The following is an 11,780-nucleotide window of genomic DNA, read 5'->3' as shown; positions in this document are numbered from 1 at the left end:
TTCGGGGCCGCCATGGACACCGACACCCATCCCGCACCGGGGCACCACCACCGGCAGCTGGCCTTCGCCGAGGGCGCGCTGCCCGTCAGCGAGGGCCTGGCGTTCGTCCGCCGTGCCCTCGCCGACTGGCACCTCGCGGCCGAGCAGGCCGCGCAGGACGCCCAGCTCGTCGCCGCGGAACTGCTCGGCAACGCCGTCCGGCACGCGGGCGGCGCCCTCGCGCTGGACGTAGCCCAGCGCCGTACCCGCCTGCGGATCTCCGTCACCGACCCCTGCCCTGGCACCGACCTGCCCCGCCCGGACGGGCCGGACGGGTACCGGCCGGGCCAGATCGGCGGATACGGCCTGGTGATCGTCGACCGCCTGTCACTGCACTGGGGAGCGTTCCCCGAAGGCCCCGGCAAGACCGTGTGGGCCGATCTCCTCCTGCCCCCCGAACGACCCGTCTGACGCACGCCACCGGTCAGCTCGACAGCCCGCCGCCCGGTCACGCCCCGATGGCCGGCCGGACGGCCACGGCCACGGCCGCGGCGGCCAGGAGCCCGGCATTGAGCGTGATCCGCCGGTCCCCTCCGGTCAGGTGCACGGCGACCGCACCGATCTGCGGGACGACGAAGCCGCTGGCTGCGACAGCGGCCAGCCCGGGGGCGATACCGGTCAGCGGCGGCAGGACCAGCCTGGTCGCGCCGAGCGCTTCGGCCGTCCCCAGCGCCCTGACGGCGGGGAGCGGCACCCGGTCGACCCACCCCATCATCGGTCGGAGCCGGTCCCGGTCGCGGAGCACCTTCATCGCGCCCGCGTAGACGTAGAAGAGGGCGAGCGGTGCTGCGACGACCCAGTAGGCGATGCTCATGACTCCCGCTCGTGAGCCCGCGGTGCCGGTTCGGTCGCGTAGCGGCTCATCGTGTCGAGGTTGGCCTGGGGCGTCAACGGGCGGCCGGCGGCGAGCACATCGCGGAGGTCCCGGAAGTACTGGACGTACAGGTCGGGGGTGAACGTGCTGAGCATGACGGCGGGTTGGTCGGTCAGGTTGGCGAAGGTGTGCGGGGTGCCGGGCGGCACCATCACCAACGTGCCGGCGGGGGCGGCGTGGTGCTCGTCCCCGACGGTGAACTCCACGGTGCCGGACAGGATGTAGAACCCCTCGTCGTGTCGGGCGTGGCGGTGCTGCGGCGGCCCCTGGGTGTGCGGGGCGAGGACGGACTCGGCGATCGCGAGACGGTGCCCGGTGCGGTTGCCGTCCTCCAGCACGCGCATGCGCGTGGTGCCCAGGACGATCGTCTCGCCGTCGCCGGGGCCCACCACCGATACGGCGGAGGCGGCCGGCGCCGCGTCGGTCGGTGCGTCGTCGGTCGGGGCGTCGCTGGTCCGTGCGTCGTTGGTCTTCGCTTCTTCTTCGACATGGCGCCGAGCCGCGTGGTGGCGGCGTGGAACGACGGCGACACCAATCCGTTGATCCGGTCCTTCGTCGAGATCGCGACCGCCGCTTACCGCCGCCCCTGAAGACTGGCCCCTGAGGACGGGCCCCTGAAGGCGGGTCCTAGGACACGCCCTGCACCGAGACCGTGCCGTGCAGCACCCGGCCCGCCGCCCGTTCCCGGTCGAGCGACCTGGTGAAGGCGTCGAGGCGTGCGCCGGGCTCCAGCTCGACCAGGCCGGGCGGCCAGGTCTGCGGCGGCATGATGATCACCACGGCGGCGCCCCGGATCTCGGCCGCCGCCAGCCAGCTGGGGGACACCTCGACCCGTGAGCCGGGCTCCCACCGCTGGCGGCCGCCGACCAGCGTCAGGCAGGCCACCCGGTCGTCGGCGACCTCGATGGTGCCGGTCGTCGCCGGGGGATCCCCGGCGGCGACCGTGAAGCCACTGTCGACCGCGGCCTCCACCAGGTCGGTGTGGAGCTCCGCTCCGACCTCCAGGATCAGTTCCGCGACCGGTGGGCCCTGCGCCGCCTCGCGTACGGCCAGCGCCCACACCATCGGCGCCTGGTTCCGGTCGTCGTCCGTCTCGTCTGCCATGACCCTTCAACGAGCCACCTCCACCGGTCGTCCGGACTTCACACGACCGGGCGACGGCTGCCGGAGCAGCGTGCGGCAAACGCCGCTGGTCCCGCGGGTGCCGAGCCAGTCGCCGCCGTGGCGCCCTCGGCGGGCCGGCGCATGAAATTCCCCGCGCGGGGCACACGCGCCAAGGGGAATGTCGAGCTCATGCAGGAGGACACCGTGAGCGCGGGCAAGAAGATCGCACACACCGCGGAGACCATGAAGGGCAAGGCGAAGGAGGCTGCCGGCAAGGCCGTAGGCAACGAGCGGCTCACCGCCAAGGGCAAGGCCGAACAGACCAAGGGCGATGTGCTCCAGGCCGGCCAGAAGGCCAAGGACGCCTTCAAACACTGAGGACCCCGGCCGAAAGGTGAGGCCGCTCCCCGGTCGGTACCAGCTGCCGACCGGGGAGCGGCCTCTCGGCGCGGAACTCCAAGCGAAACTCCGAGCTGGGGGCCTGGTCAGGGAGGCGAGGCCGCCGCGGCGCGGAGGTGGGCCCTGGCGCGGTCCGGGGTGAGCGGCCCGGGGGCGCCGGGTGCGGGGCTGCCCCCGGCCGTCCGGCAGGTGCCGCACGTGCGCCAGTCGACGCGGGGTTGCGGTCGCCCGACACCGGCGTACCCGTGCGGGGCGAGGGTCATCTCGGAGGTGTCCAGGCCGCACAGGGTGAACGGGCCGCAGACGCCCGAGGCTTCCGCGGGGGCGGTGTGCGCGCGACGCAGCGCGTTCTCGGGGTCCGCCGGTGGGCGGTCGGGCCCCAGGAGCCGAGTGTTGGTCGGCGTATCAGCTTCCAGCACGACGACGATGTCCATCTCCCCACGGTGGCCCCGGAAGCCCTCCGTTGCACGCGCACGGTGGCATCCGGCCCAGCCGGTCGGCGGACGCAGGTCACGGCCTCCGGTCGGCGACCCGCCCGGGTGGCTCCCGAGGCCACGGGCATACCTCGGCCGAACGCGGGGATACGAGTGGCCTGCGGGGCCGGTCCTCGGACCGGACGCAGCAACCGACCATCGCCAGGAGAAGGAGCACAGGACATGGGACACGGCGGCAACGTGATCAACGAGCTGATGACGGACCACCGCGAGGTGGAGGAGATGTTCGCCCGGATCCAGGCGTTGCCGGCGGGCGACGAACGGCGTCGGAAGGTGGCCGACGAGTTCACCATCGAGCTGGTCCGGCATTCGGTGGCCGAGGAGCAGTACCTGTATCCGGCGGTGCGCGCCCACGTACCCGGTGGTGACGCACTCGCCGACAAGGAGGAAGCCGACCACGCGACCGTGGAGAAGCTCCTCAAGGAACTCGAAGGTGTGGACTGCGGCGACGCACGTTTCGGCGTCCTGGTCGACCGCCTCGTCGCCGAGGTCACGGCACACGTCCAGGACGAGGAACAGCACCTCTTCCCGGCCTTGGCCGAGGTCTGCTCCGCTGAGCAGCTGGACGAGCTGGGGGAGCAGGTCCGCCGGGCGAAGAAGCTCGCGCCCACCCGCCCCCACCCGGACGCCCCCGACAGCAAGCTGCTCGCCGCCGGCACGGGCCTGGTCGACCGCGCCCGCGACCTCGTCACGGGGCGCGGCAAGTCCTCCTGAGGCCAGGCATCGACACCGGCGGACCCCGGCTCGGGAATCCGCCACCTGAAGACGAGAGGGTGATCATCATGAGCGTGCCAGCGGAGAACGACCGCCCAGAGGTCGACGAGGAGACCCGGGAGCGGTCCTCGGAGCAGCGGAACATCACCGCGCCCACCCCGCCGGACGCCCGGGCCAAGGGCGACGGAGACGACGACGAGCCCGAGCCGCCGGCGGCCGACAGCCAGGCCCCGTGACCAGGGGCCGCTGCCTCGGAGGCGACTGCGCCACCGGGGCAGCGGCCGGTCCCGGCCCTTCCAGGGGCATGGATTCCGGGAACCGGGACAGCAGTATGGACAACCCCCCAACGCAAAAGGAGATGACAGATTCCATGGGTGCTCTTCTGCTCGTTCTACTGCTCGCCGTCGTGCTCTTCGGTCTCGGGTTCGCGGTGAAGGTGCTGTGGTGGGTGGCGCTCTTCGTCCTCGCAGTGTGGCTGCTCGGCTTCCTGGTCCGGAGCGTCGACGGGGCCGGCGGCCGGAGCCGCTGGTACCGGTGGTGACGCGTCGATAGGCCGCGCCCCTGCCGGAGCACTCCGGCAGGGGCGCGGCGGCGTCGCCCTACGGGAGACCGGCGGACGGCCCCGGCTTCAACCGTACGGAGGACGCGGCTACAGGGGCGCCGCGAGCGACGCGGCGAGGGAGGGGTGGAGGGAGAAGACGGTGTCGGCGCCCGTCAGGCTCAGGAGTCTCGCCACCGCGGCCGACGGCGCCGCGAGGCGGAACGGGAGGCCGGCCGCGGACGCGTTCATGCGGGTCTTCAGCAGCATGTTCAGGCCCGAGGAGTCGCAGAATCCCACGTGTTCGAGGTCGACCACCAGGAGCGGCGGGCGCTGGGCGACGGCCTGTTCGAGGGCTGTCCTGGCCGGGCCCAGGCTCTCGATGTCGAGGTCGCCCGCCAGGCTGCACACGGTGGCCCCGCGCTCCGTCTGCCGTACCCGGACCGTCAGGTCCGCGGCGGTCACGGGTGCCGACCGGGAAGCTGCGGCGTTCTGCTGGGTTGGCATTCCTCGTCCCCTCCAACGAAGTTCCTCACGACCATACGCACGGCCCGCCGGGGTGCCGAATCACCCGCTGTCTGACGATGCGTCACCGTGTGCGCCCCTCCCGTCGGAGCCGGGAGGCGACCGTTCCCGGTTGCCCGTGATCCTCCGACGCACACGGCCGTTCCGTGTGTGGATCCGGTGAAGGATCGGGGGGCCGTCACGCGCCGTCCGGGTCCGTCCTGGGTGCCAGCCGGGCGCCGCTCACCGAGACGCCCACGAGGCAGGTGTCGTCGTCGGTGTCCGAGGCGCTGTAGCGCAGCAGGTGGTCCAGGTACGCCTCCAGGTCCGTCCGGCCGTCGCCGTCGGCGGGCCGGTGCGCCTCCTCGGTCAGGGCGAGCAGGCCGGCGAGGGAGGCGTGCACCGACTGGTCGCGCCGCTCGATGAGCCCGTCGGTGAACATCACCAGGGTGTCGTCCGCTTCGAGTTGGACTTCGTGCTCCTCGTAGTCGGCGTGGTCGAGCGCGCCGAGCAGGAGGCCCCCGATCTGGGGGAGGCTCTCGGCGCGGCCCTTGCGCAGGAGGACCGGCGGCAGGTGGCCGGCGCGGGCCCAGCGCAGGCGGCAGGTCGCCGGTTCGTAGAGTCCGCAGACCGCGGTCGCGGTGACGTTGTCGGTGAGGTGGTGGGTGACGCTGTTGAGCCAGCTCAGCAGCTGGGCCGGTCCGGCGCCGGTGGCGGCCAGGCCGCGGAGGGCGTTGCGCAGGGCCACCATGCCGGTGGCGGCCTCGATGCCGTGGCCGGCGACGTCGCCCACGCACAGCAGGACGTCCCCCGAGGGCAGCGTGAGGGCGTCGTACCAGTCCCCGCCGACCAGGTGGTCCTTCTCCGCCGGGCGGTAGCGCACGGCGACGCGCAGGTCGGGCAGGTCCAGCGGGCCCCGGGCGGGCGGCATGATGGCGTGCTGCAACTGGAGGGCGAGGCGGCTGCGTTCGGCGGCCTGCTGTTCGCTCTGGGCGAGTTGGTCGCGGGTGGCGGCGAGCGCGACCTCGGTCCAGTGCTGGGCGGAGATGTCCTGGTAGGCGCCCCGGACGATCCGCAGACTGCTGTCCGGGTCGGGCACCGGTTCCGCGACGACGCGGATGTGCCGGGTGACGCCGTCGGGGCGCTGGAGGCGGAAGGCGGTCGAGGCCGGGCGCTGGTGGTGCAGGAGGGTGCGCAGGAAGCGGGCGATCGCGTCGCGGTCGTCCGGGTGGGCGTGCTCGGCGAGGCGTTCGAGGGGGATCGGCTGCTCGGTCGGCGGCAGTCCGTGGAGCTCGAACAGGGTGTCGTTCCAGACGATGTGGCGGCTGCGGAGGTTCTCCTCGAAACCGCCGATCCGGCCGAGGCGCTGGGCGTGCTGGAGCAGCCGGGCGACGCGCGAAGTGCCGTCCTCCAGCCTCCAGATGACCAGCATGTGGTCGCCGTGCCGGCTGATGCTGACCTGCCCCCGGGCGTGCAGCGGGACGCCGTCGACCATGGCGGCGAGCCGCATCCTCCGGGTGCGGAACGGCTCCCCGGTGGCGAAGACGTGCTCGATCTTCTCGGCGAGCCCTCCGGTCTCGGCCGCGAGCGGATAGGCCTCCAGCAGCCGGGCGCCGAGGACCGCGCTGGTGGGCCGGCCGGCGAAGTCGACGAAGGCGGGGTTGACGTGGCGGATGACGAACTCCAGCGGCGCCTCCCCGCTGCCCGGCGCCAGGTGGAGGACCAGGCACGGGTCGAAGACGCCCGCGGTCATCTGGCGCAGGGTCTCCAGTTCGGCGTCCTGCGCGCCGGTGTCCGGCGTCCCGGTGTCCGGCCCGTGGTCCGTCCAGGTCTCCAGGGTGGCGGCGGCCAGTTCCGCGAGGGCCTCGAACTGGCGCTGCAGCGGCCGGGTCTGCCGCGGCAGGGGGCCGGGCCAGCACACCTCCAGGACGCCGATCAGGCGGCCGCCGATCCCGGCCGGCACCGCGAGCCTGCCGCCGGTGAACTCGTGCTGGCCGATGGTGGGGCCCGCTGCCTCGGTCAGGTCGGCGCAGGCGACCGCCGCCCGTTCGTCGAGGGCCCGACGGGCGGGGGTGAACACCCCGGGGGGTACGTGCCGCCAGCGCTGGGCCTCCGCATCGCCGAAGCCGGCGCTGCCCCGGAGCGACAGCGACTGGTCGGGGTGCGCGGCCCAGATCGCGACGGCGACCGCCCCCAGTGGGCGCAGCGCGTGGTCGAGCATCGACTGGGCCGCCGCCTCGGTGTCGGTCGTGGCCAGGGCGTGCGCCTGCGCGGTGCGCAGGCGCAGGGCGGCCGGGTCGGCGCGGTCGGCGGAGGAGTCGAGGAAGGTGCGGGCGATGGCGGAGATCCGGTCGGCGGACGCCTGGTTGACGAGGTCGGCGGCGAGGTCGAGGACGGTGACGCCGGCCTGCTCGGCCAGGGAGGTCAACTGGAGGGAGGCCTCCGTCGGCCCGCAGCGCAGCCGTTCGACCAGCACGCCGACGGCGAGTTCGACGAGGGAACGGCCGGCGGCGTCGGAGTGCGCCTGCGCGAGTTCGCCGCGCAGGCGCTCCACCGTGGCGGCGAGCCGGCTCACCGCGCCGGGCTCCTGGTCGGGGACAGGGGCGGGGATGGCAGCGGGGACAGGGACAGACACGGCGGCGGGGCGAGCGGGGCCCGGCTCCCGGGCCGTGCCGTCGCGCTGCGGCCCGATCCGGCGCACCCCGGCCGCGGGGAGGTCCGGTACGGCGTCGTGCGGTACGGGTTCGTGCAGTGCGGGCTCGTGCAGCGCAGGGCTGTCCGGCCCCGGATCGACGGGGTGGTGCACGGCGACCTCCTAGGAACGGCCCGGCGTACCGGGGGCGGGGGCCGTGGACCGCGCGGTGAGGTGGCCCTTGATCCGGCCGATCAGCTCGTCGGCGTCGACCGGCTTGGTGATGTAGTCGCTGGCTCCGGAGGCCAGGCTCTTCTCCCGGTCGCCGATCATGGCCTTGGCGGTGACGGCGATGATCGGCAGCCCCTCGTGCTCGGGCATGGCGCGGATCGCGGCGGTGGCGGTGTACCCGTCCATCTCCGGCATCATCACGTCCATGAGGATCACGTCGATCCCGGGGTGGGCGGCGAGGGATTCGAGGGCGGCGCGCCCGTTTTCGGCCTGGAGGACCCGCATGCCGTGCAGTTCCAGGATTCCGGTGATCGCGAAGAGGTTGCGGTCGTCGTCGTCGACCACCAGGGCGGTCCGGCCGGTGAGGGAGGAGTCGATGTCCGGGCTCCAGTCGGATTCCGTCCGGCGGGCGGCCTGGGGGAGGTCGCCGGGGCTGTCGGTGCTCATGTGCAGGGCGATGCGTTCGCGCAGTTCGTCGAGGCTGGAGATGACCTCGAGGGTGCCGGCGCCGTCGCGGTCGGGGAGGTCGTCGTCGGTGACGATGCCGCGGCTGCGGTGCGCGAGGATCGGTACCGCCTGCAGGGCCGGGTCGCCGCGCATCTCCCGCAGGAGTTCCAGGGCGGCGCCGTCGGGCAGGTCCAGCTCCAGGACGGCGCAGTGGCAGGGGCTGGCGGCCAGGGTGGCGGCCGCCTCCTGGGCACCGACCGCCGTGACGATCTCCACGCCGTGCTGCGGTGGCCGGGGCAGCTCCGCGAGGGCGCTCTCGGCGACCAGGCGGAGGAGGCCGTGCGGGCGGGCCTCGACGATGAGCAGGCGGCGCGGCTGAGCCGCGGGAGCCGGGGCGGTTTCGGCCGGTCCTTGGGCCTGCTCGGGGGCGCCGGGCGACGGTGCCTCGAGCGCCGCGGTGGTGGAGACCTCGATCGCCTCGGTCTGGTCGACGGGCAGGTAGAGGGTGAAGGTGCTTCCCCGGCCCAGGGTGCTCTTGACGGTGATCGCGCCGCCGAGCAGGTAGGTGATCTCCCGGCTGATGGACAGTCCGAGCCCGGTGCCGCCGTACTTGCGGCTGGTGGTCCCGTCGGCCTGCTGGAAGGCGCCGAAGACGCTCTCCAGGTGCTGCGGGGCGATGCCGATGCCCGTGTCGGTGACGCGGAAGGCGATCACCGGGCCGTCGGACCGTACACCGGGGGGCAGTTCGGCCGGGTCGGCGGGCTCGATGCGCAGCTCGACGCGGCCCTGCTCGGTGAACTTGACGGCGTTGGAGAGCAGGTTGCGCAGCACCTGGCGCAGCCGGTAGTCGTCGGTGCGGAGTTCGGCCGGGACGCCGTTGGCCGTCTGCACGGCGAAGGCGAGGTTCTTCTGGCTCGTCATCGGGCGGAAGGTGGCCTCGACGTAGTCGAGCAGCGCGCGCAGCGGGACCGCCTCGACGGTGAGGTCCGTCTTCCCGGCCTCGACCTTGGAGAGGTCGAGGATGTCGTTGATGAGCTGGAGCAGGTCGGAGCCGGCGGAGTGGATGATGCCGGCGTACTCGACCTGCTTGGCGGTCAGGTTCCGGGTGGGGTTCTGGGCGAGCAGCTGGGCGAGGATGAGCAGGCTGTTGAGCGGGGTGCGCAGCTCGTGGCTCATGTTGGCCAGGAACTCGGACTTGTACTTGGAGGCGAGGGACAGCTGGTGTGCCCGGTCCTCCAGTTCCTGGCGGGCCTGCTCGATCTCCAGGTTCTTGGTCTCGATGTCGCGGTTCTGGGCGGCGAGGAGTTCGGCCTTCTCCTCCAACTCGGCGTTGGAGGCCTGCAGTTCCTCCTGGCGGGCCTGCAACTCCGCGGACCGGACCTGGAGTTCGGCGGTGAGTCGCTGGGACTCGCCGAGCAGCTCGTCGGTGCGGGCGTTGGCGATGATGGTGTTGACGTTGACGCCGATGGTCTCCATGAGCTGGTCGAGGAAGTCCAGGTGGGTCTGGGTGAACGGCTGGACGGCGGCCAGTTCGATGACGCCGAGGACCTGGTCCTCGACCACGATGGGCAGCACCACCAGGGACAGCGCCCCGGTGCGGCCGAGACCGGAGGAGGCGGCCAGGTAGTCGGGCGGGAGGGCGTCGACGCTGATGGTGCGCCGGCTGCGGGCGGCCTGGCCGACGAACGACTCGCCCAGGCGGAACCGGGTCGGGCGCTCGCCGTCGGGGAAGGCGTAGGAGCCGATCAGCTGGAGCACCGTCCCGCCGGGGCCCTCCTCGGCGAGGTAGAAGGCGCCGCACTGCGCCGAGACCAGCGGGGCGAGTTCGTCCATGACGGACTCGGCGACGACCGCGAGGTCGCGCCGGCCCTGCATCAGGGCCGAGAAGCGGGCCAGGTTGGTCTTCAGCCAGTCCTGTTCCTCGTTGGCGCGGGTGGTCTCGCGCAGGGACTCCACCATGAAGTTGATGTTGTCCTTGAGGTCGGCGACCTCGCCGGAGGCGTCGACGCTGATCGAACGGGTGTGGTCGCCGGCCGCGACGGCGCTGGTGACCTCGGCGATCGCCCGGACCTGCCGGGTCAGGTTGCCGGCCAGCTCGTTGACGTTCTCGGTGAGCCGCTTCCAGGTGCCGGAGACGCCCTCGACCTCGGCCTGGCCGCCCAGCCGGCCCTCGGTGCCGACCTCGCGGGCGACCCGGGTGACCTCGTCGGCGAAGGCGGAGAGCTGGTCGACCATCGTGTTGATGGTCGTCTTCAGCTCCAGGATCTCGCCGCGCGCGTCCACGTCGATCTTGCGGGTCAGGTCGCCGTTGGCGACGGCCGTGGTGACCTGGGCGATGTTGCGGACCTGGCTGGTCAGGTTGTGCGCCATGAAGTTGACGTTGTCGGTGAGGTCCTTCCACGTCCCGGCGACGTTGGGCACCCGGGCCTGGCCGCCCAGCGTCCCCTCGGTGCCGACCTCACGGGCGACCCGGGTGACCTCGTCGGCGAACACCGACAGGGTGTCCACCATGGTGTTGATCGCGTCGGCGAGGGCGGCGACCTCGCCCTTGGCCTCCACGGTGATCTTCCGGGAGAGGTCGCCGCGCGCGACAGCGGTTGCCACCTCGGACATCGAGCGGACCTGGCCGGTCAGGTTGGAGGCCATCACGTTGACGTTGTCGGTGAGGTCCTTCCAGGTGCCGGAGACGCCGCGGACGGTGGCCTGGCCGCCCAGGTTGCCCTCGGTGCCGACCTCGCGGGCGACGCGGGTGACCTCGTCGGCGAAGGCGGAGAGCTGGTCGACCATCGTGTTGATGGTCTCCTTCAGCTCCAGGATCTCCCCGCGGGCGTCGACCCGGATCTTCTGCGACAGGTCCCCCTCGGCCACCGCGGTGGTCACCGAGGCGATCGAGCGGACCTGCGCGGTGAGATTGTCGGCCATGACGTTGACGGACTCGGTGAGGTCGCGCCAGGTGCCGGAGACGTCGCGGACGTCCGCCTGGCCGCCGAGCCGGCCCTCGGTGCCCACTTCGCGGGCCACTCGGGTGACCTCGCCGGCGAACGAGGACAGCTGGTCGACCATCGTGTTGATGGTCGTCTTCAGCTCCAGGATCTCGCCCCGGGCGGTCACGGTGATCTTCTGCGACAGGTCGCCGCGCGCGACGGCGGTCGCCACCTGGGCGATCGAGCGGACCTGGCCGGTGAGGTTGCCGGCCATGAAGTTCACCGAGTCGGTCAGGTCGCGCCAGGTGCCCGAGACGCCCTTCACGTCGGCCTGGCCGCCGAGGATGCCCTCGGTGCCGACCTCGCGGGCCACTCGGGTGACCTCGCCGGCGAACGAGGACAGCTGGTCGACCATCGTGTTGACGGTGTTCTTCAGCTCCAGGATCTCGCCGCGCGCGTCGACGGTGATCTTCTGCGAGAGGTCGCCCTTGGCCACCGCGGTGGCCACCTGTGCGATGTCCCGCACCTGGGTGGTCAGATTGCCCGCCATCGCGTTGACCGAGTCGGTCAGGTCCGCCCAGGTGCCCGAGACGCCCGGCACCTGGGCCTGGCCGCCGAGCCGGCCCTCGGTGCCGACCTCCCGGGCGACCCTGGTCACCTCCGAGGTGAAGTGCGACAGCTGGTCCACCATGCCGTTGAACACGGTGGCGATCTCGCCCAGCAGCCCGTCCGCGTCGACCGGGAGCTCGGTGCTGAAATCGCCGTCCCGTACGGCCGTCAAGCCCGCCAGCAGCAGCCGCAGCTCAGGCTCGCCGGCGGGCGCCGGGAGCGGCCCGCCCGCGTGGTGGGCACTGTCGGTCGGTGTCGAGCCAGCCATCGA

12 protein-coding genes are annotated in these 11,780 nt (G+C 72.8%); 5 read left to right on the top strand and 7 right to left on the bottom strand.

Going from position 1 to position 11,780, the window contains the following annotated elements; all coding sequences use genetic code 11:
* Window positions 1-12 precede the first annotated feature (12 nt).
* Window positions 13-450 carry an ATP-binding protein gene (locus AC0B61_RS30770; RefSeq protein ID WP_471744753.1) on the top strand — a complete coding sequence of 146 codons (438 nt, stop codon included), beginning with the start codon at window positions 13-15 and terminating at the stop codon, window positions 448-450.
* 37 nt (window positions 451-487) lie between these two features.
* Here AC0B61_RS30770 and AC0B61_RS30765 read toward each other — a convergent pair whose 3' ends face one another.
* From AC0B61_RS30765 to AC0B61_RS30755, 3 genes are all read right to left on the bottom strand, one after another.
* Window positions 488-853, bottom strand: a complete 366-nt coding sequence (locus tag AC0B61_RS30765; protein WP_471744751.1) for a DoxX family protein — start codon at window positions 851-853, stop codon at window positions 488-490.
* On the bottom strand, window positions 850-1,305 hold the full coding sequence (locus tag AC0B61_RS30760; RefSeq protein ID WP_471744750.1) for a cupin domain-containing protein: 456 nt from the start codon (window positions 1,303-1,305) through the stop codon (window positions 850-852). The genes AC0B61_RS30765 and AC0B61_RS30760 overlap by 4 nt, the downstream gene beginning before the upstream one ends.
* 235 nt (window positions 1,306-1,540) lie before the next feature.
* Window positions 1,541-2,017 (bottom strand): hypothetical protein, encoded by a 477-nt coding sequence (locus tag AC0B61_RS30755; protein WP_471744749.1) that lies wholly within the window; start codon window positions 2,015-2,017, stop codon window positions 1,541-1,543.
* Window positions 2,018-2,206: 189 nt separating this feature from the next.
* Here AC0B61_RS30755 and AC0B61_RS30750 point away from each other — a divergent pair, with 189 nt between their 5' ends.
* Entirely contained in the window at window positions 2,207-2,395 is a 189-nt protein-coding gene (locus AC0B61_RS30750; protein WP_471744748.1) for a CsbD family protein, read from the top strand.
* 107 nt (window positions 2,396-2,502) lie between these two features.
* Here the strand turns inward: AC0B61_RS30750 and AC0B61_RS30745 are convergent, their stop codons facing one another.
* The gene (locus AC0B61_RS30745; protein WP_471744747.1) at window positions 2,503-2,850 is read right to left on the bottom strand and encodes a hypothetical protein; all 348 of its coding nucleotides are present in this window, start codon (window positions 2,848-2,850) and stop codon (window positions 2,503-2,505) included.
* A gap of 222 nt (window positions 2,851-3,072) precedes the next feature.
* Between AC0B61_RS30745 and AC0B61_RS30740 the strand changes: the two genes are divergently transcribed.
* The 3 genes from AC0B61_RS30740 (at window position 3,073) to AC0B61_RS30730 (ending at window position 4,165) form a co-directional block, all read left to right on the top strand.
* On the top strand, window positions 3,073-3,624 hold the full coding sequence (locus tag AC0B61_RS30740) for a hemerythrin domain-containing protein (RefSeq protein WP_471744745.1): 552 nt from the start codon (window positions 3,073-3,075) through the stop codon (window positions 3,622-3,624).
* A gap of 68 nt (window positions 3,625-3,692) precedes the next feature.
* Window positions 3,693-3,860, top strand: a complete 168-nt coding sequence (locus AC0B61_RS30735) for a hypothetical protein (protein ID WP_471744743.1) — start codon at window positions 3,693-3,695, stop codon at window positions 3,858-3,860.
* Between the two features lie 134 nt (window positions 3,861-3,994).
* Window positions 3,995-4,165 (top strand): hydrophobic protein, encoded by a 171-nt coding sequence (locus AC0B61_RS30730; RefSeq protein WP_471744742.1) that lies wholly within the window; start codon window positions 3,995-3,997, stop codon window positions 4,163-4,165.
* Between the two features lie 108 nt (window positions 4,166-4,273).
* On the opposite strand, the gene AC0B61_RS30725 is transcribed toward AC0B61_RS30730, so the two are convergent.
* The 3 genes from AC0B61_RS30725 to AC0B61_RS30715 form a co-directional block, all read right to left on the bottom strand.
* Window positions 4,274-4,627, bottom strand: a complete 354-nt coding sequence (locus AC0B61_RS30725) for an STAS domain-containing protein (protein ID WP_471744740.1) — start codon at window positions 4,625-4,627, stop codon at window positions 4,274-4,276.
* Window positions 4,628-4,865: 238 nt separating this feature from the next.
* Window positions 4,866-7,367, bottom strand: a complete 2,502-nt coding sequence (locus AC0B61_RS30720; protein ID WP_471744809.1) for a SpoIIE family protein phosphatase — start codon at window positions 7,365-7,367, stop codon at window positions 4,866-4,868.
* A 114-nt stretch (window positions 7,368-7,481) separates the two neighbouring features.
* A complete protein-coding gene (locus AC0B61_RS30715) occupies window positions 7,482-11,777 on the bottom strand; it encodes a HAMP domain-containing protein (protein WP_471744738.1) in 4,296 nt (1,431 codons plus the stop codon).
* Window positions 11,778-11,780: the final 3 nt, after the last annotated feature.

This window comes from Kitasatospora sp. NPDC023385 (assembly GCF_055664045.1).
This window is presented reverse-complemented; position numbering and strand designations above follow the sequence as displayed.

Excerpts from the sequence above, each read along its gene's own strand:
- AC0B61_RS30740 (WP_471744745.1), top strand. The coding sequence starts at position 3,073 with ATGGGACACGGCGGCAACGTGATCAACGAGCTGATGACGGACCACCGC.
- AC0B61_RS30750 (WP_471744748.1), top strand. The coding sequence starts at position 2,207 with ATGCAGGAGGACACCGTGAGCGCGGGCAAGAAGATCGCACACACCGCG.
- AC0B61_RS30755 (WP_471744749.1), bottom strand. The coding sequence starts at position 2,017 with ATGGCAGACGAGACGGACGACGACCGGAACCAGGCGCCGATGGTGTGG.
- AC0B61_RS30715 (WP_471744738.1), bottom strand. The coding sequence starts at position 11,777 with ATGGCTGGCTCGACACCGACCGACAGTGCCCACCACGCGGGCGGGCCG.
- AC0B61_RS30730 (WP_471744742.1), top strand. The coding sequence starts at position 3,995 with ATGGGTGCTCTTCTGCTCGTTCTACTGCTCGCCGTCGTGCTCTTCGGT.
- AC0B61_RS30770 (WP_471744753.1), top strand. The coding sequence starts at position 13 with ATGGACACCGACACCCATCCCGCACCGGGGCACCACCACCGGCAGCTG.
- AC0B61_RS30745 (WP_471744747.1), bottom strand. The coding sequence starts at position 2,850 with ATGGACATCGTCGTCGTGCTGGAAGCTGATACGCCGACCAACACTCGG.
- AC0B61_RS30735 (WP_471744743.1), top strand. The coding sequence starts at position 3,693 with ATGAGCGTGCCAGCGGAGAACGACCGCCCAGAGGTCGACGAGGAGACC.
- AC0B61_RS30765 (WP_471744751.1), bottom strand. The coding sequence starts at position 853 with ATGAGCATCGCCTACTGGGTCGTCGCAGCACCGCTCGCCCTCTTCTAC.